The 21979-nt window shown below is 69.2% G+C and carries 21 protein-coding genes; 9 read left to right on the top strand and 12 right to left on the bottom strand.

The features are described from left to right. Positions 1-174 precede the first annotated feature (174 nt). Together FDK12_RS07270 and FDK12_RS07265 are read left to right on the top strand one after the other, a co-directional pair. Positions 175-1506 carry an AI-2E family transporter gene (locus tag FDK12_RS07270; protein WP_137368953.1) on the top strand — a complete coding sequence of 444 codons (1332 nt, stop codon included), beginning with the start codon at positions 175-177 and terminating at the stop codon, positions 1504-1506. Then, a complete protein-coding gene (locus FDK12_RS07265; protein ID WP_137368952.1) occupies positions 1499-2479 on the top strand; it encodes a D-2-hydroxyacid dehydrogenase in 981 nt (326 codons plus the stop codon). The genes FDK12_RS07270 and FDK12_RS07265 overlap by 8 nt, the downstream gene beginning before the upstream one ends. 40 nt (positions 2480-2519) lie before the next feature. Here the strand turns inward: FDK12_RS07265 and FDK12_RS07260 are convergent, their stop codons facing one another. Beyond that, on the bottom strand, positions 2520-3473 hold the full coding sequence (locus FDK12_RS07260; protein ID WP_137368951.1) for an NAD-dependent epimerase/dehydratase family protein: 954 nt from the start codon (positions 3471-3473) through the stop codon (positions 2520-2522). Between the two features lie 129 nt (positions 3474-3602). On the opposite strand from FDK12_RS07260, the gene FDK12_RS07255 reads away from it, so the two are divergent. Together FDK12_RS07255 and FDK12_RS07250 are read left to right on the top strand one after the other, a co-directional pair. Continuing rightward, positions 3603-4313, top strand: coding sequence for a TetR/AcrR family transcriptional regulator (locus FDK12_RS07255; RefSeq protein WP_137368950.1), 711 nt, complete (start codon positions 3603-3605; stop codon positions 4311-4313). 99 nt (positions 4314-4412) lie between these two features. Next, on the top strand, positions 4413-5669 hold the full coding sequence (locus FDK12_RS07250) for a glycosyltransferase 87 family protein (RefSeq protein ID WP_137368949.1): 1257 nt from the start codon (positions 4413-4415) through the stop codon (positions 5667-5669). On the opposite strand, the gene FDK12_RS07245 is transcribed toward FDK12_RS07250, so the two are convergent. Then, entirely contained in the window at positions 5656-6501 is an 846-nt protein-coding gene (locus tag FDK12_RS07245) for an NAD-dependent epimerase/dehydratase family protein (RefSeq protein ID WP_137368948.1), read from the bottom strand. The two genes, FDK12_RS07250 and FDK12_RS07245, sit on opposite strands and share 14 nt — an antisense overlap. A gap of 145 nt (positions 6502-6646) precedes the next feature. On the opposite strand from FDK12_RS07245, the gene FDK12_RS07240 reads away from it, so the two are divergent. After that, complete coding sequence (locus FDK12_RS07240; RefSeq protein ID WP_137368947.1) at positions 6647-7156, top strand: SRPBCC family protein; 510 nt, start codon at positions 6647-6649, stop codon at positions 7154-7156. Here FDK12_RS07240 and glsA read toward each other — a convergent pair. From glsA to FDK12_RS07225, 3 genes are all read right to left on the bottom strand, one after another. Next, positions 7153-8967 (bottom strand): glutaminase A, encoded by a 1815-nt coding sequence (gene glsA, locus FDK12_RS07235; RefSeq protein WP_137368946.1) that lies wholly within the window; start codon positions 8965-8967, stop codon positions 7153-7155. The genes FDK12_RS07240 and glsA overlap by 4 nt on opposite strands. Positions 8968-9079: 112 nt before the next feature. Then, entirely contained in the window at positions 9080-9544 is a 465-nt protein-coding gene (locus FDK12_RS07230) for a hypothetical protein (protein ID WP_137368945.1), read from the bottom strand. A 69-nt stretch (positions 9545-9613) separates the two neighbouring features. Beyond that, positions 9614-11065 carry an APC family permease gene (locus tag FDK12_RS07225; RefSeq protein WP_137368944.1) on the bottom strand — a complete coding sequence of 484 codons (1452 nt, stop codon included), beginning with the start codon at positions 11063-11065 and terminating at the stop codon, positions 9614-9616. A gap of 187 nt (positions 11066-11252) precedes the next feature. Here FDK12_RS07225 and FDK12_RS07220 point away from each other — a divergent pair, with 187 nt between their 5' ends. Then, a complete protein-coding gene (locus FDK12_RS07220; RefSeq protein WP_137368943.1) occupies positions 11253-11924 on the top strand; it encodes a pentapeptide repeat-containing protein in 672 nt (223 codons plus the stop codon). 100 nt (positions 11925-12024) lie between these two features. On the opposite strand, the gene FDK12_RS07215 is transcribed toward FDK12_RS07220, so the two are convergent. Both FDK12_RS07215 and FDK12_RS07210 read right to left on the bottom strand, forming a co-directional pair. Next, a complete protein-coding gene (locus FDK12_RS07215) occupies positions 12025-13422 on the bottom strand; it encodes a CPBP family intramembrane glutamic endopeptidase (protein ID WP_137368942.1) in 1398 nt (465 codons plus the stop codon). 4 nt (positions 13423-13426) lie between these two features. After that, positions 13427-14149 (bottom strand): YoaK family protein, encoded by a 723-nt coding sequence (locus FDK12_RS07210; RefSeq protein WP_137368941.1) that lies wholly within the window; start codon positions 14147-14149, stop codon positions 13427-13429. 100 nt (positions 14150-14249) lie between these two features. Here FDK12_RS07210 and FDK12_RS07205 point away from each other — a divergent pair, with 100 nt between their 5' ends. Continuing rightward, positions 14250-16058: a gamma-glutamyltransferase family protein gene (locus FDK12_RS07205; RefSeq protein ID WP_137368940.1), complete on the top strand. Its 1809-nt coding sequence runs from the start codon at positions 14250-14252 to the stop codon at positions 16056-16058. A gap of 46 nt (positions 16059-16104) precedes the next feature. On the opposite strand, the gene FDK12_RS07200 is transcribed toward FDK12_RS07205, so the two are convergent. Next, positions 16105-17361, bottom strand: a complete 1257-nt coding sequence (locus FDK12_RS07200) for a phospholipase D-like domain-containing protein (protein ID WP_137368939.1) — start codon at positions 17359-17361, stop codon at positions 16105-16107. 98 nt (positions 17362-17459) lie between these two features. Further along, positions 17460-18203, bottom strand: coding sequence for an MBL fold metallo-hydrolase (locus FDK12_RS07195; RefSeq protein WP_137368938.1), 744 nt, complete (start codon positions 18201-18203; stop codon positions 17460-17462). Between the two features lie 194 nt (positions 18204-18397). Here FDK12_RS07195 and FDK12_RS07190 point away from each other — a divergent pair, with 194 nt between their 5' ends. Further along, on the top strand, positions 18398-18661 hold the full coding sequence (locus FDK12_RS07190; RefSeq protein WP_137368937.1) for a hypothetical protein: 264 nt from the start codon (positions 18398-18400) through the stop codon (positions 18659-18661). 17 nt (positions 18662-18678) lie between these two features. Here the strand turns inward: FDK12_RS07190 and FDK12_RS07185 are convergent, their stop codons facing one another. Both FDK12_RS07185 and FDK12_RS07180 read right to left on the bottom strand, forming a co-directional pair. Beyond that, positions 18679-19434 carry an SOS response-associated peptidase gene (locus tag FDK12_RS07185; protein WP_137368936.1) on the bottom strand — a complete coding sequence of 252 codons (756 nt, stop codon included), beginning with the start codon at positions 19432-19434 and terminating at the stop codon, positions 18679-18681. 73 nt (positions 19435-19507) lie between these two features. After that, entirely contained in the window at positions 19508-19990 is a 483-nt protein-coding gene (locus FDK12_RS07180; protein WP_308662921.1) for a hypothetical protein, read from the bottom strand. Positions 19991-20214: 224 nt separating this feature from the next. Between FDK12_RS07180 and FDK12_RS07175 the strand changes: the two genes are divergently transcribed. Then, positions 20215-21084, top strand: coding sequence for a phosphodiesterase (locus tag FDK12_RS07175; protein WP_317616721.1), 870 nt, complete (start codon positions 20215-20217; stop codon positions 21082-21084). A gap of 59 nt (positions 21085-21143) precedes the next feature. Here the strand turns inward: FDK12_RS07175 and FDK12_RS07170 are convergent, their stop codons facing one another. Next, on the bottom strand, positions 21144-21953 hold the full coding sequence (locus FDK12_RS07170; protein WP_137368934.1) for an MSMEG_6728 family protein: 810 nt from the start codon (positions 21951-21953) through the stop codon (positions 21144-21146). Positions 21954-21979 lie beyond the last annotated feature (26 nt).

Raw genomic sequence — 21979 nt, 5'->3', positions numbered from 1 at the left:
CCGGCGCGGAGTATCCGCGCGCTGGTAAAGCTCGACTCATGCTCCCATTGTCCGCCCGTTTGTCCGCCCGTTTGTCCGCCCGCAGGGGTTCCCAGCGCCATCCGGCGACGGGGTAGGGGGCGGGCAGGCACACGGAGCGCGCACGCGCGATCATGACTAGGGCAGGATGAAGAGGTGACAAGCGCCCATACCGGAAAGCCCGACGACTCCACTCCTGCACCAGGACGAACGCCCCGGCGAGCGAGAGTTCGCGCAGCCTCCGGCGTCGTCGACCCGGGTGCAGCGCCCGAGCCGCACGGATCCTCGGTGGCGCGCCGTTTCCGGCCCCACGCCTTCGCGGACGGGCTGAGGGTCAGTGCGGTCTGGACCGCCCGCGGCATCATCGTCCTTGCAGGCCTCGTGATCCTCTGGTACGTCACGAGGGCCCTGTGGTCCATCGTGCTGCCCACGCTGTTCGCCCTGCTTCTCGCATCCGTCCTCTGGCCGGTCAACCGGTTCCTGCGCCGGGGCCTGCCCAGGGTCTTCGCCGCCATCGTCACGCTGTTCGGATTCATCGGCGCCGTCGTCGGCATCGGAGCACTCACGGTGCCGGCCATCGCGACCGGCATCACCGAGTTGTCCGGCCTGGCGCGGGACAACGTCGCGGGCCTCGCGGAATTCGCGGCCGGTCCGCCGTTCAACCTGGACGGTGCGAACCTCGACGAGATCGTCGACACCGCCCTGACGCAGCTGCAGTCGAACGTGGGGAACGTCGTCACGGGCATCACGACGGGCCTGAGCGAGCTGACCTCCGGAACGGTCGTCGTGCTCCTGGCGCTCGTGTTCACCTTCTTCTGCCTGAAGGACGGCGACCGCTTCCTGCCGTGGGCGGCCCGCTGGACCAATTCAGCCGCATACTCGCATGCCTCGACGATCGCCGGCGGGACCTGGAAGACGCTGTCCTCGTACATCTTCGCGCAGGCCACGGTCGCGCTCGTGGACGCCGTGTTCATCGGGCTGGGGCTCGTTCTCCTCGATATCCCGCTGGCCATCCCGCTGGCCGTCCTCGTGTTCTTCTCCGCCTTCATCCCCGTGGTGGGCGCCATCGTCTCAGGCCTCGTGGCGACACTCGTGGCGTTCCTCGCGTACGGCTGGGTCACGGCCCTGATCGTGCTGGGGCTCGTGGTCCTCGTACAGCAGCTCGAGAGCAACTTCATCCAGCCGCTGCTCGTGGGACGCACGCTGGAGATCCACCCGGCGGTCGTGCTGGCGTCCGTCACCGCCGGCGGGACCCTGTTCGGCATCATCGGGGCGTTCTTCGCCGTTCCCACGACCGCGGTGGCCATCGTGGTGCTGCGATACCTCAGGGACCAGTCGATCGAGAACCTCCCCGAGACCGGCGTCGCCTCCGGTGATCCTGAGGCGAAGCCCGTCAGTCCCGATGATCGGGACCGGCCGCATGAGCGGGCGGACGCCGTGCCGGACGCGGGCGCGGTAGGACACCGAGCGGAGCCCCAGGATGACTAGGCGTCCGGTGGTCGCAGTGCTGGAAGGGGCACGGCCGGTGCGGGGACTCGAGCGTGTCGCGGAGCTCGCCGACATCCGGGTCACGAAGGCGGACGGACTCGCCGGGGCGCTCGACGGCGCCGACGTGCTGTACCTGTGGGACTACTTCTCCGGGGCGCTGCCTGCGGCCTGGCATGCCGCGGGCTCCCTGCGCTGGCTGCACGTAGCAGCCGCCGGAGTGGACAAGCTGCTCTTCCCGGGACTGGTGTCCTCCGACGTCACGGTGACGAACGCGCACGGAATCTTCGACCAGCCGATGGCCGAGTACGTCCTGGGGGCGGTGCTGCACGCGGCCAAGGGATTCGGGCCGTTGCGGGACCAGCAGCGCGAGGCGCAGTGGTCGTGGCGCGAAGGACGCAATATCGCGGGGACCCGTGCGATGGTCGTGGGCACGGGCAGCATCGGTCGTCATACGGCACGCCTCCTCAGGGCGGTCGGGGTGCGGGTCGAAGGGGTAGGGCGGACCGCCGCGGAGGACGACGAGGACTTCGGCCGTATCCACGCGTCGGGGAACCTGGTGCGGGTGGTGGAGGACGTCGACTGGCTGGTCCTGGTCGCGCCCCTGACCCCTGCGACCGTGAATCTCGTGAGCGCGGAGGTCATCGACGCCATGAAGCCCTCCGCGGTCCTCATCAATGTCGGCCGCGGCCGGCTCGTGGACGAGGACGCCCTCGTGCGCCGCTTGCGGGCAGGAACACTAGGCGGCGCCGTCCTGGACACCTTCGCCGTCGAGCCGTTGCCGCAGGCGAATTCCCTGTGGTCGCTGCCCTCGGTGCTCGTCACCCCGCACATGGCGAGCAACGCGGATTCCTGGCTGGACGACCTCGCGGCGCAGTTCGAGCGGAACTTCCTGCTGTGGGTCGAGGGGCGAGCGCTACCCGGCGTCGTGGACAAGGTGCTCGGGTACGTGCCGTCGGGGTACGGCCGGGCGTGACCGCCGCGGGCAGGCGCTGCAGGCCGGCGGGCAGCAGGGCCTATGCCGACCCGCTCGGCACCGCAGCGCCGAGTTCGCTGCGCCACCACAGGAGCGTATCCGCGATGGCCGCATCCAGGGCCGTGGGCTCCAGGCCCAGCACCTGCGTGGAAGCGGTCGAATCCATCACGAACGGCAGGTCGAACTGGTAGGTCATCTCCGCCAGTTCGCGCATCGATGGGAGGACGGCGCCGAGGGCGCGGAGCGTCCAGCCCGGTGTCCCCCGGAGCTTGGGCGCCCGAACCCCTGCTGCCGCAGCGAACGCGGCCACCAGCTCGCGCTGTGTGAGGGCCGGGAGCGTAGGAGCATGCAGGATCCTGTCCCGGGTCCGCGGCAGGTCAGCGGCCGCGATCATCGCAGCGGCGAGATCGGGGGTGTAGGTGAACGAGTGCGGCATGTCCGCGCTGCCGATGAGCTGGATCGGCTTGCCCTGCAGGATGGCGGGAACCATGCGCTCGCCGGCATGCGCGGTGCGCACCCGCGGGCCGAAGAAGTCGGAGGCGACGACGGAGACGGTGTCCGTCGCGGAGGCGGCGCGGGTGGCCAGGAGGGCCGTGCGGACACCGCGCTTTCCGCTGTCGGCGGCCCGCTCGCTGTCCTCGGTCATGACGGTGTCCGGCCGGCTGTAGGAGTACAGGCTCTCGGGGAAGACGACGACGGCGCCCTGACGGCCTGCGGCCTCGAGCACCACTGCCTCGGCAGCGGGCAGCTCCCGCTTCCATGCTGCTTCGCTATAGGCGCTCGCATGGATGCAGTGGAAGACGGCTGCCGCCCCTGTAACGGCCGCCTCGAGGGCTGAGGCATCCGAGGCGTCCACGCGCCGTCGTTCGATCAGGGGGTGATCGGGACCACTGCCGGACCTCGTGAGGATGCGGACCGTGTCCCCCCGCGCTGCGAGCTGTTCGGCGATGCTCCAGCCGACGGGTCCTGCTCCGGTGACTGCATAGGTGCTCATGGTGTGCCTTTCGGGAGTCGGAAGCGAGAGCAGTGCTCTCATCATCAGAGTGAACGCCACGGACGACGAAGTCAAGAGCACTGCTCTTATTTGTTGACACTGCTCTCGCTCCGATGGGAGGCTGAGGTCATGGCAGGAACACCCCGCGAACGTGCTCGCCGACAGACTCTCGAGGACATCACCCGGATCGGCCGCCGCCAGCTCGGTGAGGTGGGGGCAGCCGCTCTCTCCCTGCGCGCCGTCGCCCGTGAGCTCGGTGTGGTGTCCTCCGCCGTCTACCGCTACGTCGCCGACAGGGACGAACTGCTGACGCTGCTGGTCGTCGACGCGTACACGGAGCTCGGGGACGAGGTGGACGACGCCGTGGCGACAGCGGGACCGTCGGGTGCCGACCGCTTCAGCGCACTCGCGCGGGCGGTCCGTGCCTGGGCAGTGCGCGAGCCGTCGCGCTACGCACTCCTGTACGGCAGCCCGGTTCCCGGGTACGCGGCACCGGCCGAGAGGACGACGGCCCAGGGCACGCGCGTGGTCACGCTCCTGGCGCACATCATGGACGACGCCTGGCGATCGGGTGAGGTCAGCGCCGGTCACCGTCCTGCCCCTGCCGCTCTCGCACCGGACTACCAGGCCATCCGCGACCAACTGTCCCTGACCCTGCCGGAATCCGTCATCGCGGCAACGGTCCAGGCATGGTCCGCACTGTTCGGCGCAGTGTCGTTCGAGGTGTTCGGGCAGTTCGGCCCGAACACCTTCGCAAACCTCGACGTCCTCTTCGAGGACACGCTCGGGCGGATTGCAGCGCAGCTCGGACTCGGCCCCAGCGACGACGGAGCGGACTGAGCCGGACGCAGCAGCACCGGAACCGGTGGGGGATTGGCGCGGGCCATCGCGCGGGTGAGAGACTTGCGGCTGCCGTCACCCGCCTACCAGGAGCCTTCCGTGCGCATCCGCCTGCCCCGTCCGGAGACCCTCGACAGTGCGCGTACGGTCTGGTTGTTCTTCGCCCTCATCCACGCCGGCTTCCTCGCTCGGCTGCTGCCCTTCATCATCGGCGGCGGAGTGCTCAGCGACATCCGTTTCTACCGCGAGTGGGCCTACCTCGCCCTGGACGGCGGCGTCTGGCAGGGCATCGACACCGCATGGGTGTACCCCGTCGGGGCTCTTGCACCGATGGTCGTCGCCGCGGTCTTCGGTCCGTCCCTGTACCAGCTCGCCTGGTTCGCACTCTTCGCCGGACTCAACGCCGTCGGCACGGCCGTCCTCCTCCAGCGAGGGACTGCGTCGTCGTTCACTGCCGCCTACTGGTGGCTCGCCGCTACCGCGCTGCTCGGTCCGGTCGCCGTCGGCAGGATCGACGGACTGACGGCGCCGCTTGTCCTGTCGGCACTGCTCATCGTCGCTGCCCGCCCGTTCGTCGCGTCCCTCGTGCTCAGCGCCGCGACCTGGATGAAGGTGTGGCCCGCCGCCGTCGTGCTCGCATCGCTCGTCGTCGTGCGTTCCGGCAGGCTCCGGATCCTCGGCGCCGGTCTCGCGGTCACCGCGGCATGTGCCGCCGTGGTCGCGGCCTTCGGTGACGTTCGCAACCTCACCGGGTTCCTGAGCGCCCAGGGCGCCCGCGGCATGCAGCTCGAGGCTCCGCTCAGCACGCCGGGAGTGTGGCAGGCGATCACCGGAACCTCGGGTGCCTACTTCTTCGAGGACGAGGTGATCAACACCATGGAGGTCCGCGGTGCGCTCAGTGGCGTGGTCGGGAACCTGATGACACCGCTGCTCGCCCTGACCGTCGTCCTGGTCGCCGCCTTTCTGGCCATCGCCCTCCATCGCGGCGCTGAGGCCCATGCCCTGCTTGCGACCGGGTCACTGGCCCTCGTCTGTACCCTCGTGGTCTTCAACAAGGTCGGCTCGCCGCAGTTCATGCTGTGGATCGCGGCGGTGATCGCCGGCGGACTCGTGCTCGACCGTGCGCGTGATTGGCGCTACCCCGCGCTCGCGATGCTCGCGACGGCGGGCCTGACCACCCTGGTGTACCCGGTCTTCTATGACGCGCTGCGCTACGAGCTCAACCCCGCTGTCGCCGTCCTGCTGACCCTCCGCAACCTGCTCGTCATCAGCATCTTCCTCTGGTCACTCGTGCGGCTGGCTCGCCTGACGGCGAACGCCCGCGTGCCGGCGGCGGTTCCCCCTACGGGTGCCTGACTCCCTGCCCGGCGAGAACCGCCCGGTAGCCCTCGCGGTAGGTCGGGTACGCGAAGGAGAACCCCGTGGATCGCAGCAGGCTGCTGTCCACGCGGCGCGCGCCGCCGCGGGTCGACGCCGTCCTGCCGCGCGGCGGTTCGGGCAGGTCGAGCTCGCGCGCGAGGAACTGCAGCACCTCGCCGAGGTCCACGGGTAGCCGGTCGCTGCCGAGATAGATCGGCGCGGGGTCGTCGACGTCCATGACCAGGTGGACGATCGCGCCCGCGGCGTCGTCGCGATGGATGCGGTTCGTCCACTGCGGTTCGGTGGGAAGGACGGCTGTCCCGCCGGTGACCTGGTCGATCAGTCGGGTGCGTCCCGGGCCGTAGATCCCCGAGAGCCGGAGGACGATCGCGCGGTCGGAGCGGCCGAGGAGCAGCTGCTCGGCCTCGCGGATGAGCCGCGCCGTCGGGGCGGCGCTCTCCGCCGGTGACTGCTCGGTGACCCAGTCCCCGTCGAAGTCCCCGTACACCGCCGTGGAGGACACGAAGAGAAGACGGCGGGGGCGGACCCCGTCGCGTTCCAGGGCGTCCAGGACGTTGCGCGTGGCATCGACGTACGCGCTCCGGTATGCCGCTTCGCTGCGATCCGCGGCGGCGGTAGCGACAACGACGACGTCGGTATCCCTGGGGATCGGCGGCAGCGCCCGGGTCAGGTCGGCGGACACTCCTTCGATGGCGTCCGGCAGCCGGTCCGCCGATCGGCGCCACCCGACGACGCGCTCACCACGTGCGGCGAGCCGAAGGCCCACCTCGGTTCCGAGATCGCCGCAGCCTGCTATGAGTACCGTCATCGTCCATCCGTCCTTCCGCCCGGCCGCCTGTTCCGGCGGCCCACCCGTCGCAAGTCTAGGTGCGCGGCGTCCCCCGGCCGGCGGCCGTAGACTGGCCCGCGGCGGAACCCGATGCAGGGAAGCGCGGACGACGGTGAGGGGGACCATGGAACGCGTGAGGTCGGTCTCGGACAGCGTGGTGATCGGACGCCCGCCGCAGGTGCTCTACGCCATGGTCAGTGACATCACGAGAATGGGCGAGTGGAGCCCGGAGAACAGGGGAGGGGTGCTCGCCGGGGGCGGGGGCGGGGGCGTGTCCGTCGGAGCGGTCTTCGACGGCGCCAACAGACGCGGTCGCGTCAGGTGGACGACACGCTGCACCGTGACGGCGGCGTATCCCGGCCGCGAGTTCGCCTTCCGCGTGCATGCCATCGGAGGCACGAGGCACCTGCTTCCCGCGCGCATCGCAACCTGGCGATACACCTTCGCGGAGCACGAGGGCGGGACCCTCGTGACGGAGTCATGGACGGACGATCGCCCCTGGCCGGACGGCGTCGCCCGGGCCTTCGACTACGTCGCCACCGGCGGAACGACCTTCGCCGCGTTCCAGCGCGGCAACATCCGCCGGACGCTGCGGAACCTCAAGGCGGCGGCTGACGCGGACGCCGCGCGCTAGTCGCGGATCCGCACGGCCGTCTCCCGCAGGTACAGGTCCACCCGCGTGTAGGCGTCCCGCGTCAGCGCCTTCCACAGTTCGACGGCGAGCCGCGGATCCTCCTTCTCGAGCGTCCGGATGGCCTGCGCGGTCAGCACCATCACATGGACGTCCTCCAGCGCCTTGACCGTGGTTTCCTGCCGGTCGTCGCTGCCGAGCGCAAGTTCCCCGAAGGTCATGCCTGCACTCAGGGTGGTCAGCTTGAGGCGCTCGCCGGTGGGCCCGGGAACCGATGTGACGATCTTCCCCGAGAGGATGAAGTACACCCCGCCGAAGGGTTGCCCGACGCGTCGCACCACGTGTCCCTTCTCGTAGGTGCGATCCTCCATGCGGGCGGTCAGGGCCTCGACGTCGTCGTCCGTGAGGGGAGCCAGCGCCGGGCACTGCGCCACCTCCACTTCCGATGGGAGGAGGAGGTCGGCCCCGTACCGGGTGATGAGTTCGTTCTCGCACCATTCCACGGCGGCGGTGCGGGTGTCGAAGGTGGGAACGGGCCGGTCGACCTCCTTGAAGGTCTCCGCAAGGGTGCCCTCGCCGTCGATGAGCACCAGGTCGCGGTCCACCTTCGAGAGGTTCTCCCGCACCTCGCCGAGCAGGCGGAGGGAGACGTCCGCGACCTCGTCGACGCGCCGCATGTCGAGGATCACGAAGTCGACGTCGTCGTCCAGCCCGCTGAGCTCGCGCACCATCGATTCGGTGCCGGCGAAGAGGAGGTCGCCGTTGAGTTCGATGACCATCGCGCGGTGCCCGTGATCGCGGAGCACGTCCATGGCCTCGTCGGTCCGGCGGATGCCGGACGGCGCGGCCGTGATGTCGTAGGTCGCCCTGATCGCCGAGCGGCCGGCGCGTGCCGCCCGAACGAAGTGGAGTTCCATGTCGCGCGACAGCCGCTGGCTCGTGGCCATGCCGCGCACGCTGCTGCCGTGCTCGTCGAGTGGCGGCGAATAGACGGCGAGACCCACCTGGCCGGGCAGGACGGCGATCGTGCCGCCGCCCACTCCGCTCTTGGCGGGCATGCCCACGGTGCTGATCCAGGAGCCTGCGTCGTCGTACATCCCGCACGTGGTCATCACGGACAGGACCCTCTCCACCGCCAGCAGATCCATGGCCTCCACGCCGGTCAGGGGGTTCCGGCCGGAGTTGGCGAGCGTCGCGGCCATGATGGACAGGTCGATGCAGTTGACCATGACGGAGCACTGGCGGAAATAGTCCTCGATGACCGGCGTCGGATCGTCCTCGATGATGTCGAAGGACCGCAGGAGGTAGGCGAGGGCGCGGTTGCGGTGGCCGTGCTCCAGCTCGGAGCGGAAGATCTGCTCGTCCACGCCCAGCTGCCGGCCGGCGAACTGGGAGTACGTGGTCAGGATGCGCTTGAAGCGCGAGTTGCCGCGCCGGGACTGGACGAGCGACGTCGCGGTCAGCGCGCCCGCGTTGATCATCGCGTTCGACGGCCGCCCGCTGCCCGGCGCGAGCGAGATCTCGTTGAACGAATCACCGGAGGGCTCGACGTCCACCTTCGCGTCCACGGCCTCCATGCCCAGGTCCGCCAGTGCCAGTCCGTAGGTGAAGGGCTTCGAGATCGACTGGATGGTGAATTCCTCGCGTGTGTCGCCGACCTCGTACATGTAGCCGTCCACCGTGGTGAGGCAGATGCCGAAGTTGTCGGGATCGACGTTCGCCATGGCGGGGATGGTGCTGTACGGCTTTCCGTCCCTGAGGTCGGAGATCTCCCGGTGGATGGTCCTCAGGTAGCTTTCGATCGGCGATTCCATGCTGTCCACCCTACGGGCAGGCACTCCGCGGTCGGGCTCGTGCCTCTCACGAACGTGCTTCTCCCGAACGTGCCCCTCGCAGCGGTGCCGAGGGCGACGCCCTGCGCGCCGACTAGGAGGTCTGCCGGGTGTGGCGCAGCGACAGGAGGGCGAGCTGCCCGACGGCCGCAGCGCCGCCGAGGAAGATCAGCGGCGGGCCTGCTGCCACCGTGTAGCTGAACCACGGTGGCCCCTGGTAGCTCGTGCTCGCCGGTCCCACGGAGATGACGCTCTCCATGTAGGCCTGCTCGTGGAGCGCCGGCGCCCACAGGAAGTACACCCCGAGCGCCAGGGAGACTCCGGCGACGATCCACAACCACACGTCATAGGGATTCCTCGCTCCTGCCTGCGGTGGAGGCACGGCGCCGTCGCCGACTTCGCGGATCACCGCCGGGGCGGACGGGATCGGCGGAGTCTCGGGCGCGTACGGCAGGGGAGGGGGCGGTGGCGCTGGTGACGCCGCCGCTGTGCTCCCGCCACGCTGGTAGATGCCGTCGAAGCGCGGATCGTACGTGTCCTGCACCCGGTCGCCGCTCATCGGTCTTCCTCCCCCTGGACTGACGAATGACCCCAGTAAAGCACGGCTCCGGTCGTGAACGGACGTGCGTCAGCGGCGATCGGACAGCTCGGCGAGGAGCCGCTCCTCGGCGTCGTGCCCCGGCGCGATGCCGCGCGGGATCCGGAGCAGGAAGACGATCCCGAGCACCCACCACAGGCCGAAGAGTATCCACGGTGGAGGCGTGAGCGCTGCCGGCATACCGGGGAGGTACAGGCTCAGCAGGCCCACGCAGAGCACGACGGCGATCCAGCCGATCACGGTTCCGCCGTTCCCCGCCCCGCCGATGCGCAGCGGACGCTCCATCGCCGGTTCCCGCCGGCGCAGGATGACGAAGACGAGGGACACGAGGATGTAGGCGAGGACGATGCTCGGTGCGCCGGAATCGACGAGCCAGCCGAGCATCTGTGTGCCGAAGAACGGGGCGGCGAAGGAGAGCGCGCCGATGAAGATGAGGGCGTTGACCGGAGTCCTGTACAGCGGGTGCAGCACCCCGAACCAGCGCGGGAGCATCCCCGAGCGCGACATCGAGTACATGAGTCGGGACGCACCGAGGAGCAGGGAGTTCCAGGAGGTGAGGATGCCCGCGATCCCGCCCGCGATCAGGACCTTCGCCATGATGTCGGTCCCGAACATCGTGCCCATGGCATCTGCGGTAGCGATGTCCGCGGTGGCGAGTTCGCCGGCGGGCATCGCGGACGACGTCGTCAGGATCGTCATCACGTACCAGATGGTCGCAAGGATGACGGCGACGACGACGAGCCTGCCGATCTGCCGGGCCGGGATGTTCACCTCCTCCGCGGACTGCGGAATCACGTCGAAGCCGACGAAAAGGAACGGCACCACGACCAGGACGGCGAAGAAGCCCGCTGAGCCGCCCGTGAGGAACGGCTGCATGTTGGACACCGACCCGCCGGTGACGCTGCCGAGGACGAGGACGAGCCCGATGACGAGCAGGAAGACGACGACGAACGTCTGCGCGGCGCCGGCGATCTTCACGCCGCGGATGTTGATCAGAGTGATGACGACTGCTGCGACTGCGCCCACGAGCGCCCAGGTCAGGTGCACCTGATCGCCTGCGACCGTCCAGAGCGGTATATGGCTGAGGTTCGGGAAGATGTACTCGGCGGTCCTGGGGAGAGCCACGGCCTCGAAGGCGACGATCGTGACATAGCCCCCGGTGATCGCCCAGGAACCGACGAAGGACCAGCGGGGTCCCATGCCCCTGAGGAGGAAGTTGTGTTCGCCGCCCGCCTTGGGCATGGCGGCCGTGAGCTCGGCGTAGGTCAGACCGACGACGCCCATGATGACACCGCCTGTGACCATGGCCAGCATGGCGCCTCCGGTACCCGCCGAGGCGATCCACCCGCCCGTGAGCACCACCCACCCGAAACCGATCATCGCGCCGAAACCGAGGGCGAGCGCGTCCCAGTTGCCGAGCACCCTCAGGAGCGAGGCGTCCTGTCCGCTCGTCGTGTCTGCTGTCCTGTCCGGTGTCGGCATCGCGAGTCGTCCTCCTTCGGTGGCCCGTGCTGTTCCCGCGCCGACCGATGGCTGGTGGCGGCGTCCGGAGACGGGGTTGATCCACTGTAGGGGATCGATCGTTCCGGGTGAATGGCTGTGACACCGCTGGATGGTTGGATGGGAGCGGCTGCAGGAGGTGTAGCCGGGACGACGATCGGACGACGGCATGCCACCGAGAACCAGGCGTAGCGCCACGAATGCCCCTCGCCTCTCACTCAGGGCACCGCAGGGGGTCACGCGCGTCGAGGAGCCGGGCCTGCTGGACGGCGACCATCGCGAGGGTGAGCACTACGGACGGCTCACACTGGACGGCGAGGACCTGGCAGGCATCACGCTGCAGGAGTGTGTGCTGGAGGGCGTATCGCTCAACGACACGGAACTGCGCGGCGCACGCTTCATCGAGTGCGCCATCGAGGACCTCTTCGCTCCGGTGCTCCGCGCGGCCCGGAGCAGCTGGCGCGAGACGTCCCTGCGCAGCACCCGCTGGGGATCGGCGGAGTTGTACGACAGCCGATTCGACGGCGTCCATCTCGACGGTGGAAAGCTCGACTACGTCAATCTCCGCAGTTCCCACCTGACCGATGTCCTCGTCAGAGGCTGCATCATCGGGGAACTGGACCTCACGGGCGTGCGGGCGACGCGCGTCGCGCTGCAGGACTGCACCATCGGCGCCCTCACGCTCGACGGCGCCCAGCTCAAGGACGCCGACCTGCGGACCAGCAGCTTCCGCAGCATCAGCGGGCTCGACGGGCTGCGCGGCGCCACGATCGACGAGCACCAGCTGCAGCTCCTGGCTCCGTTCCTGGCCGAGAGCATGGGCCTGCGCGTCGAGGGGTGAGCCGGCGGGCGCTGCTCACGGCGTCGGTACCGGAATCAGCGCGGTCGACGACGCCGGTGCGACGTCCTGCCATGGCTGGTCGACGCCGGACGGTCGCTCGTCACGAACCGCGCGGCCGGTCCTCCTGGCCGTCGGCAGGACCACTCGTGGCCGGGTCGGGGCCGGGGTGGCCCGGACCGGCGGGATGCGGCGTGCCGGGAGGATAGCCAGGGCCGGCAGGGTGAGCAGGCCCGGAAGGGTGGCGGTCGGCCCTGTAGTCCCTGCCATCCGACGACGAAGGCGCCGGGGGCGCGGCCGCCGAACCGTGCTCCGCCGGCTGTTCCTCAGCGGGCAGGGTCCGGGGGATCACGGGTACCGGTGGAGCTCCGGAGCCCGGTGCGTGGGAGCGGCCGTACTGCGATGGCTCGTAGGGGCCGGCCAGAGGCTGCCCGGCCTGCTGCTGGTTCTGGATCCGCGGGCCCTGTGCGGTCGCCCAGGGGTCGGAGGGAGCGACCGGCCCCTGGGCGCCCGGCTCAGAGGTGACCGCCGGCGGAACAGCACCTCCGGGGAACGGGGCGGCAGGGAAGGGGTAACCGGCCTGCACGGGTTCAGAGGACACCGTCCGGGTCCGGCCGATGCCCCTGCGGTTCGCGAGGCGGATGATGACGACAGCGGTCACCGCCATGGTCGCTCCGGAGATGATGAGTCCGCTGACCGAGCCCTCGGTCGAATTGACGTCCACCAGCCCGAAGGCGCCGAGGATGAAGATGGTCATGTTGTTGATGGCGTGGACCGCGATAGCCGCTTCAAGCCCGCCCGTGCGCCAGCTGATCCACCCCGCGAAGATCGCGAAGATCGCGACGTCCGTCTGGCCGAGCGGATCGTAACCGTGTCCGAGGACGAAGAGCGGCACGGGCAGCAGGATCGCGAAGGCGGGGTGCCGCAACCAGCTGCCGATGGCCTGCATCAGGAAGCCGCGGAACACGTATTCCTCGGCCGCGGCCTGGAACGGCACGGCGAGGATGGACAGGGCGAGCATGATCAGCAGGGTCGGGGTGTCCGGCTGTGCGGGAAGCGGGACCGCCTCCTCAGGGAAGAAGAAACCGATCACGGTCGAGACGGCGAGGCTCACCAGGAACACGGCTGTCGCAACCAGCGTACAGACGGAGAGCCAGCCCCAGCGGATGCGCCCGGCAACCGAGGACAGCAGGCCGATGGGTTTCGGTCCCACGATCAGTGTGGCGAGCGCGAGCGCGGGAATCATGAGGATCAGCGAGATCAGGGTGAAGGCGAAGATCACCGGGTTGCTGAGGTCGATCGTCGCCGCGGCCTCCATGTACTGCTCGAGATCGGCAGACGTGGCGAGTGCCGCGATGAGTCCGACGAGTAGCAGGACGACGGTGAAGGCCAGGTAGAAGGCCATCCCCAGCAACGCGGTCAGGAGTGGTCTCCACCAGCGGTAGCGCGGCCACGATCGGGCGAGGCGGTGGAATTCGAACTGCCGGTCAACCTGTTCCATGGCTCTACCGTAGTGCGGATTCCTTGGCGTCTTCTGCGACACGTTCCTCGCGGTCCCGCCGGTGACGGAGGTGTCCGAGCAGGGTGACGACGGCGGAAAGCGCCGCGGAGACGGCGACGCCGAGCCAGAGGTCCACCTTCAGCGTCAGTGCGCCCACGACGGCACCGGCCATGATGAGCGCGATCGCGGAGGAGCGCCGGGCCCAGAACGGGCTCTTTCCACCCGCGAGGCGGGAGTCGGACGCGAGGCCGGTGATGGTGGAGGTGACGACGACGGTGGTGATCTCAGCGACCTTCAGGCGCTTCGCGGTGGCGGCCTGGATGCCCATCATCGCTGCGAGCACCGACGTCGTGATGCTGCCCAGCGCCTCGTCGGCGTGTACGTCCACCACCGCGACGAAGACCGCCAGGGCTGTCAGCCCGATCGTCACCGTGAGCAGGGCGCTGGACGTGCGGCCGGACCAGCCCTCAGGTCCCTTCCGGAGCACCCGGCCCGCAAGAGCTGCACCGACCATGAAGAAGACGAGGGCGAGGGCGGGCCTAAGTATCGGCAGGTCGGCGCCGCCCGCGAAGGCCATGCCGAGCAGTACCACGTTGCCCGTCATGTTGCCCGTGAAGACGCGGTCGAGGCCGAGGTAGCCGACGGCGTCGATCACTCCCGTGGAGAACGTCAGGACGAGCATGAGCCACAGATGGAGGCGATCCGTCGCCACCCGGTTCTTCTTCACGATGATTTCCTTTGGCAACGACCTTGAAACGACTGTATACAGAGCCTATCGTCGTACAGAGCCGTGCAGCCCGCCCGCCAGGACAGCCGAAAGTGATCCGATGACGTACACACCTCCCCCTTCCTTCACCACGCGGCCTACTTTGCAGGGCACCTTCGGGATGAGCGCATCGACGCACTGGCTCGCCACCGCGTCCGCCCAGGCGGTCCTCGAGCGCGGCGGGAACGCCTTCGACGCCGCCGTCGCCGGGGCCTTCGTCCTGCACGTCGTCGAACCTCACCTCAACGGTCCCGGTGGAGACATGACCGGGGTCTTCGCGACGGCCGAGGCGCCGGGCAGGCCGGTCGTCCTCATGGGGCAGGGGCCTGCTCCCGCCGCGGCGACGCGCGAGCACTACCTCGCAGAGGGCTTCGAACTCGTCCCGGGTGCGGGCGCCCTGGCCGCCGCCGTACCTGCTGCAGTCGACGCCTGGCTGGTCCTGCTGCGCGACCATGGCACCTGGGAACTCGGGGACGTGCTGGCGTTCGCGATCGGGTACGCTCGCGACGGCCATCCCGTCGTCGGCCGCGTCGGAGCCACCATCGCCGCCGTCGCGGACCTCTTCACCGAGCACTGGCCGACGTCGGCCGCGCTCTGGATGCCCGAGGGCAGGGCGCCGCGCGAGGGTGAAGTCATCCGGAACGAGGCCTACGCCCGTGTCCTCGGGTCCCTCGTCAGCGCGGCGGCGGACGGAGCCACCCGGAGCGAGCGCATCGACGCTGCCCGGCTCGAATGGCGGACCGGACTCGTGGCGCAGGCCGCCGCCGAGTTCGTGCGGACACCGCACCGGCACTCCTCCGGGCTCGACCACGCCGGCGTCATCACCGTCGAGGACTTCGCAGGCTTCGAGGCGGGCTACGAGGAGGCGACCACCTTCGAGTTCAGAGGCCACGTCATCGCCAAGACGGGCCCGTGGGGCCAGGGTCCGGCGCTGCTGCAGACCCTCGCCATCCTCGACGGGTTCGACGACGAACGCCTCGACCCGTCCACGGCGATCGGAGCGCACACCATCCTCGAGGCGCAGAAGCTCGCCATCGCGGATCGCGAGGCCTACTACGGCGACGCCGAGGTTCCCATGGACTACCTGCTCTCACCGGAGTATGCGGCCGAGCGCCGATCACTGATCGGTGATCACGCGTCGCTCGAGTTCCGGCCCGGGACGGTGCCGGGCCTCACGCCCTTCACCCCTCCGCTGCGCACCGACTACACGCCCCCGGCCCTCGCCGGCAGCAGCGGCTTCGCCGGGGTCGGCGAACCGACGGTCTCGCGCAGCGGGGAAACACGCGGCGACACCTGCCACATCGACGTGGTGGACTCGGCGGGCAACATGGTGTCCGCCACCCCGAGCGGTGGCTGGCTGCAGTCCTCGCCGACCATTCCGGAGCTCGGGTTCTGCCTCGGCTCCCGGCTGCAGATGAGCTGGCTCGAGGAGGGCGGTCCGTCCACACTCCAGGCGGGCAGGAGGCCACGCACCACGCTCACGCCGACACTGATCCTGAAGGACGGCAAGCCCGTCGTCGCACTGGGTTCGCCGGGCGGCGATCAGCAGGATCAGTGGCAACTGCTCTACATCCTCCGCACGATCGTCGGGGGATACACGCCGCAACAGGCCATCGACGCCCCCTCCCTGCACACGACGTCCATCCCCGGATCCTTCTGGCCGCGGACGTGGGAACCGGGCGGCGCGGTCGTCGAGGACCGGCTGGGCGAGGACGTCATCGAGGACCTCGAACGTCGGGGCCATGTGGTCACGCGGGCAGGGGAGTGGTCACTCGGTCGGCTCTCCGCCGTCGCCAAGGACCATGAGACCGGCGTGCTGTCCGCCGCGGCGAACCCGCGGGGAGCGCAGGGCTATGCTGCCGGCCGCTGAGGCCCGGCACTGACCCGGACCGGAGCAGTCCCCGCTCCGTGCCGGGTCACAGGAACGGACGCAGCGGAGCGAGGATGAGTTCGCTGACCCGCGCGACGACCGGGCGGCTCGACCACTCCTCCTGGGTCAGCACCCGGCTGTTCGAGGAATCGACCGCGAAGATCTCTTCCATCGTGGCGGCGAGGTCGCGGTCGAAGATCTCGAGGTTGATCTCGTAGTTCCCGGTGAGGCTGAGCCGGTCGATGTTGGCCGTGCCCACGGTGCTCCACTCGCCATCGATGGTGGCGGTCTTCGCGTGGATCATGGAGTTCTGGTACAGCAGGATCTGCACGCCCGCGCTGATCAGCGACGAGTAGAACCCGCGGGACAGCCAGTCCGACACCACGTGGTTGGAGTCCTCCGGAAGGATCACCCGGACGTCGACGCCGCGGCGGCTCGCCCGAAGGAGCGCGTCCAGGATCTGCTGGTCGGGGATGAAGTAGGCCGTCGTGATGTAGATGTGCTTCTGTGCCCGGTTGATGGCTTCGAGGTAGATGCCGCGGATGGGGAACACCAAAAGGGCGGGGATGTTGTTGACCGCGCGGATCCTGGGTTCCCAGAAGTCCGCGCTGAGATCCGGTAGTTGCGGTCGTCGCGGGATCGCCCGGAGATTCCAGAAGTTGACGAAGGCCTCGCGGAGTTCCCAGACGGACGGACCGCGAAGCTCCAGGTGGGTGTCTCGCCACTTGGTCGCGTAGACCGATCCCAGGTTGTAACCGCCCACGAAGCCCACCTTGTCGTCCACCACGAGCACCTTCCGGTGGTCGAAGCCGGTCCCGCGGATGTTGGTGAAGACGATCGACGGACGCAGGACGGGGAAGCGGTAGGCGTTCACGAGAGGATGGAAATCGTAGAAGAACGGGTTCACGACGAGGTTCGCGAAGCCGTCGTAGATGACGAAGACCTTCACCCCGCGTTCGGCCGCCCGGTTCACGGCGTCGCGGAACCGGGCGCCCACCTCGTCGCCCTTCCAGATATAGGTTTCCAGGAGGACCTGGAACTCGGCGTTGTCGATCGCCTCGATCATGGCGTCGAAGAGGTCCTCGCCGTAGGTGTAGACCGTGGTCTCCGTATGGGCGATCGTCGTGTGGAAGGTGCCCGGCTGGGGAAAGCCCTCCCGCTTGGTGCGCTGGAGCTTCTGGTACGCATCCACGCCCACCAGTCCCGCGATGACCACGGCCTGTGCCGAGAACAGGGTGATGGCTGCACGTTTCACCGTGCCGCGTGCGAACCCCATGATCGTTTGACGCTTCAACCAGCCCATGCGCCCAGCGTATCGCCTCACAGGAGCGCATGTGCTGTGGCGTGCGAGCGGTACGGACGCGCCGACAGGGCGGATCCTGCGAGGGCTTCAGCGGCAGCCTAGTGGCCGCCGACCTCCAGCGCCTGCGACACGGCGGAGTCCACTCCGGCTCGCCAGGGGAACCCGTGTCCGGGCAGCACCACTCGCGCTCGGGTCGAACGGAGAGCGTCCAGGGACCTGAGGGCCGTCGCGGTATCGGCGGTCGCCGCGCGGGCCACCACCTGGGGGCCGGGATGGCCCGTGTACGGGTCGAGGGTGACGAGTGCATCCCCACTGATGACGGCGTCGCGGTCCGGGAAGTGCAGGCCGCAGTGGCCCTTGGTGTGCCCGGGGGTCGGAACGAGGATCGGCGCCCCCGGCAGCGCCGCAGCCGCCTCCGGCGTGAGTGGCAGGGTGTCGCGGACTCCCTTGACCTCCACGGCACCCGCCGCAGTCATCCTCACCAGACCGGGGATGGCGCGGGGGTACCGTAACGGGTAGAGGAACGGGGAGCGTTCGCGCTGGTAGCTGTAGGGGTGGGCGGCGATGTGTGCGTCGTCCGGGTGGCAGTACACCGGGATCCCGTACCGGGTCCGCAGGTGCTCCGCGGTGCCGACATGGTCGAAGTGCCCGTGCGTCAGGATGATTCCTCGCACGTCCTTCACCGACCTGCCGATGCGGGACAGGGCCTGCAGCATCAGGGCCTTGGACCGTGGAAGGCCCGTGTCCACCAGCAGCACCCCGTCGTCGTCCTCCACCAGGTACACATTGGTCCGAGCGTGCTCGACGTAGTGGATACCGGGGGCGATGTCCGTCCTGATCATGCGTCTCCTTAGCTTGGCGCTGCCTCCGACCCTAGGCAGGGCGCGCCTGGACGACAAGGGAAGAAGCCGGCGTGGTCGCGGGGTTCCCTTATGGGGCTCACATGGCTACGTTGAGAATCGGCTCGACAGGCGAGGACACGACGCTCCGCCCGTACGCAGGAGCGTCGGCTGGATGATCCGGGAAGGTGTTGATCGTGGCAACGGGAATGGGCGAGCAGGAACAGCAGCGCCGCACGTGCGCGGCCTTCCGCTCGAGGAGCCTGTCCACCTACGATCTCTGGCTCCGGTACTTCAGCCTCGGCGGCAACGCGGGGGAGGAGGAGATCGACGCCTACCTCTACAGTTCGCTGCTGCTCCCACCCTTCGAGCGCGACATGCTCGCGCTGGCGGTCAACGAGTACATCTCCGACCTGCCGCCCGCCCCCCGAGCGCCCTACAGCGGCACCGAGCGCAGCTGACACACCTCTAGCCGCGGCTAGAGGAGGGTCTGCTGTTCGCCGTCGGCCGTGATGTCCCCTGGCAGGGGCTCGATGAGATCCGGACCGTTGTTGCGCACCGATCCCACGCGGGTCCCCACGCGCCGTGGCACTAGGTGCGGGTCGGGGATGGCATCCAGCAGTTCCTGCACGGCCGGGCGGGAGTCGTTGCGCGGATCGAGCCAGTCGCCCCGCAACTGCGGAGGCACGATCACCGGCGTGCGGTCGTGGATCTCGCCGAGCGCATCACTGGCCGGGCGGGTGATGATCGTGCAGCTCACCACCCATGACCCCTGCGGATGGTCCTCGGACGCCGTCGCCGGGTCCCGCCAGAACTCGTAGAGCCCGGCGAAGCCGAGGTGGTTGCCGTCCGGCCCGTGCAGGTAGATAGGGGTCTTCGAGCCGTCGTCGTTCTTCCGCCATTCGTAGTACCCGTCAGCGGGTACGATCCCGCGGCGTTTGAGCGCGGCGGCACGGAAGGACGGCTTCTCGAGCACAGTCTCGCTGCGGGCGTTGATCATGCGCGCCCCGACCGTTGCGGATTTCGACCACGAGGGGATGAGACCCCAGCGAGCAGGTTCGAGGCGACGCGTGAGCTCCCCGCTGTCCGGGTCGAGCCGCTCGACGACGAGTTGCACGGTGTCGGTCGGCGCGACGTTCCAGGAAGGTTCGACCTCGTCCTCCACGGACTCGTCGATCTCGAACGCGTCGATGAGGTCCGCCCTGTTACCGGCGATGACGAAGCGTCCGCACATGTCCGATGCCCTCCTTGTCCAGCGTCCCGAGCAGGATGCCCCCGCGGCGGCGGGGGCATCCTGCTGTACGGACCTACTTCTTCTTGCGGTCGAGGATGAGGGACAGCGCGATGCCGACCAGCCAAATGTCCTTGGCCACGGAGGTGCCGTCCTGGGTCGGCCGGATGCCGTCCTCCTGCGTCAGCTCCGGGGTGCGGAGGTACATGGTGATCATGCCCGCGGAGAAGGCCAGCAGACCGAGGCCGGCCAGCCTGCTCGGGATGAACGGAGCCAGCAGCGCCGAGCCGATGGCGATCTCCGAGGCTGCGAGCGCCTTGCCGAACTGCTGCGCGTCGAGCTGGCTGATCTGGGGGAAGGCCTTGGACGCCATGGCCTGCATGTAGCCCGCGGAGCCTTCGTCGAGGCTGGTCTTCCCGAGGCCGGAGTTGAGGATGAACGCACCGGTGGTGAGACGGAGGGGAATGTGGCTGGGGCGGAATCCCATGGTGGTGCCTTTCGCTGCGGGAGTCGGGGGAAGGAGCTGCTCGTTCTCGAAGCCTACGACGCGCCGTCCCACGCCGCCAGTGCCCGTGCACCGCCCCGGGAGCTCGTGGTCGGGCTGTCCAACGCGAGCACGTGGGCATAAGTTTCCGCAATGTTCCTCGGCCTGCCGCAGGTGGTTCACGAGAATCACCTGTGCCTCTGGTGTGATGGTCGGAGTGCCCGACCACAGCTAGCGGAGTAGGTTTCATGGTCCCCCGGACAGCAGAACACCCCCGGCCCCAGCACTTCATCCTGCATATGAGCGACACGCACCTGCTCGACGGGGAAGCACCCCTGTACGGGGCGGTGGACAGTGAGCAGCGGCTTCGTGAGGTCTTCGACGACCTGGAGCGATCCGGGGCGCGTCCCCAGGCGATCGTCTTCACCGGCGATCTCGCGGACAAGGGGGAACCGGGCGCCTATGCGAAGCTCCGGGCGATCGTGGATCCGGCAGCAGCACGGCTGGGGGCAAGGGTCATCTGGGCCATGGGCAACCACGACGACCGCGCGTCCTTCAGGGCCGGCCTCCTCGACGAGAGGTCACCGGCTCGGCCTGACGCTCCTGTGGACGCGGTGCACTTCATCGACGGACTGCGCATCATCACGATGGACTCAACCGTGCCCGGCCACCACCACGGGGAGTTCACGGACGCGCAACGTCGCTGGCTCGCCCACGAACTCGCGGTTCCCGCTCCCCACGGGACGATTCTCGCCCTGCACCACCCGCCCGTACCCAGCGTGCAGGATCTCGCGGTCCTCGTGGAGCTGCGCGACCAGCGCTCGCTCGCCGACGTCGTGCGGGGTTCTGACGTGCGGACGATCCTCGCAGGCCACCTCCACTACTCCACGACGGCGATGTTCGCGGGCGTTCCCGTCTCCGTGGCCAGCGCCACCTGCTACACCCAGGATCTACTCTTCGACGGCGGTGGTACCCGCGGCCGCGACGGCGCCCAGTCGTACAACCTCGTGCACGTCTACGAGGAGACGATCGTGCACTCGGTGGTGCCGGCCGGCCGCCACGCGTCCGTCGGGGAGGTCGTACCCCGGGAGGAGACGCGGCGGCGGCTCGAGGCGCACGGTGTGACGATCGCCGACGGGAGCCGTACCCGGCAGCTCGCCTCGGCGTAGGCACCGGGTACAGCCGCTGACGGGACGTAGCAGAGCCCGAGGTCAGCTGGGCCAGGAGGTCAGCTGGGCCCGGATCGCAGCGCGCCTGGAAGACCCACGCTGAAGAGCGTGCGCGGGTCCTGCAGCAGGGCCGGTGGGTCGAAGTCGGAGCGCCGCAGCCAGCCGTGCAGGCGCGCCGGGCGCAGCAGTCCGTCCTCGTGCATCAGGACCGGACCCACGTGGCCCGTGCGGAAGTGCTCTCCGTCCGGGTCCGCGATGGCGACGGCGTCGCCGTCCTCGATGCCTTCCTCGAACGTGTGGAGCTGCCGCTCCCACTTCGGTGCGGCTCGTCCGCCGGGCGGGTCGGGCGGCATGAGCAACGTCGCGTCGCCCTCCGGCGGGTGTGCCGCAGCCCGCCAGATCCAGAGGCGCCTGCCGTCCGGCTCCGCGGGTACGCGTACCTGCTCGGGTTCCGGCCAGTAGTACGGAAGGTCCTCCGGCACGCCCGGGAACCTGCTCCTGTAGATCTCGGGTGCCTTTTGGATGAGGTTGGACTGGTGGCTCACATGGAGGGCCGGCTCACCGAGCCATGGCGGCATCGGCACGTCGGGATCCTCGAGGACGTGTGGAGCGAACTCGAGGATCTGCCGGTGCGTGGAGTCGGCGTGGCCGCGGGAGACCCACTCCGAGACCATCGCCAGTCCATACACCGTGAGCGCCGGGACGTACCCCATCCACATGCGGATGGCGGGGTGCTGCCGCCAGCCGTAGTCCGGTATCACGAGGGCGCGCAGCGCCTGAAGTGTCTCGACGCGCTGCTTTCCGAGCCTCGCCTGGTCCAGTACCGCGGCGCTCGCCGCGAAGTCGGGGTACGGCAGGAAGGTCTGCATTGCGCCAGTCTTGCATGCACCCGGAA

Source organism: Arthrobacter sp. NamB2, from assembly GCF_005281365.1.
Lineage (GTDB): Bacteria > Actinomycetota > Actinomycetes > Actinomycetales > Micrococcaceae > Arthrobacter_D.
This window is presented reverse-complemented; position numbering and strand designations above follow the sequence as displayed.

What these genes read in the sequence shown, in the direction of transcription:
- FDK12_RS07265 (WP_137368952.1), top strand. Translation starts at nt 1,499, where the DNA reads ATGACTAGGCGTCCGGTGGTCGCAGTGCTGGAAGGGGCACGGCCGGTG.
- FDK12_RS07260 (WP_137368951.1), bottom strand. Translation starts at nt 3,473, where the DNA reads ATGAGCACCTATGCAGTCACCGGAGCAGGACCCGTCGGCTGGAGCATC.
- FDK12_RS07255 (WP_137368950.1), top strand. Translation starts at nt 3,603, where the DNA reads ATGGCAGGAACACCCCGCGAACGTGCTCGCCGACAGACTCTCGAGGAC.
- FDK12_RS07245 (WP_137368948.1), bottom strand. Translation starts at nt 6,501, where the DNA reads ATGACGGTACTCATAGCAGGCTGCGGCGATCTCGGAACCGAGGTGGGC.
- FDK12_RS07240 (WP_137368947.1), top strand. Translation starts at nt 6,647, where the DNA reads ATGGAACGCGTGAGGTCGGTCTCGGACAGCGTGGTGATCGGACGCCCG.
- glsA (WP_137368946.1), bottom strand. Translation starts at nt 8,967, where the DNA reads ATGGAATCGCCGATCGAAAGCTACCTGAGGACCATCCACCGGGAGATC.
- FDK12_RS07230 (WP_137368945.1), bottom strand. Translation starts at nt 9,544, where the DNA reads ATGAGCGGCGACCGGGTGCAGGACACGTACGATCCGCGCTTCGACGGC.
- FDK12_RS07225 (WP_137368944.1), bottom strand. Translation starts at nt 11,065, where the DNA reads ATGCCGACACCGGACAGGACAGCAGACACGACGAGCGGACAGGACGCC.
- FDK12_RS07220 (WP_137368943.1), top strand. Translation starts at nt 11,253, where the DNA reads ATGCCACCGAGAACCAGGCGTAGCGCCACGAATGCCCCTCGCCTCTCA.
- FDK12_RS07215 (WP_137368942.1), bottom strand. Translation starts at nt 13,422, where the DNA reads ATGGAACAGGTTGACCGGCAGTTCGAATTCCACCGCCTCGCCCGATCG.
- FDK12_RS07205 (WP_137368940.1), top strand. Translation starts at nt 14,250, where the DNA reads ATGACGTACACACCTCCCCCTTCCTTCACCACGCGGCCTACTTTGCAG.
- FDK12_RS07200 (WP_137368939.1), bottom strand. Translation starts at nt 17,361, where the DNA reads ATGGGCTGGTTGAAGCGTCAAACGATCATGGGGTTCGCACGCGGCACG.
- FDK12_RS07195 (WP_137368938.1), bottom strand. Translation starts at nt 18,203, where the DNA reads ATGATCAGGACGGACATCGCCCCCGGTATCCACTACGTCGAGCACGCT.
- FDK12_RS07185 (WP_137368936.1), bottom strand. Translation starts at nt 19,434, where the DNA reads ATGTGCGGACGCTTCGTCATCGCCGGTAACAGGGCGGACCTCATCGAC.
- FDK12_RS07175 (WP_317616721.1), top strand. Translation starts at nt 20,215, where the DNA reads ATGAGCGACACGCACCTGCTCGACGGGGAAGCACCCCTGTACGGGGCG.
- FDK12_RS07170 (WP_137368934.1), bottom strand. Translation starts at nt 21,953, where the DNA reads ATGCAGACCTTCCTGCCGTACCCCGACTTCGCGGCGAGCGCCGCGGTA.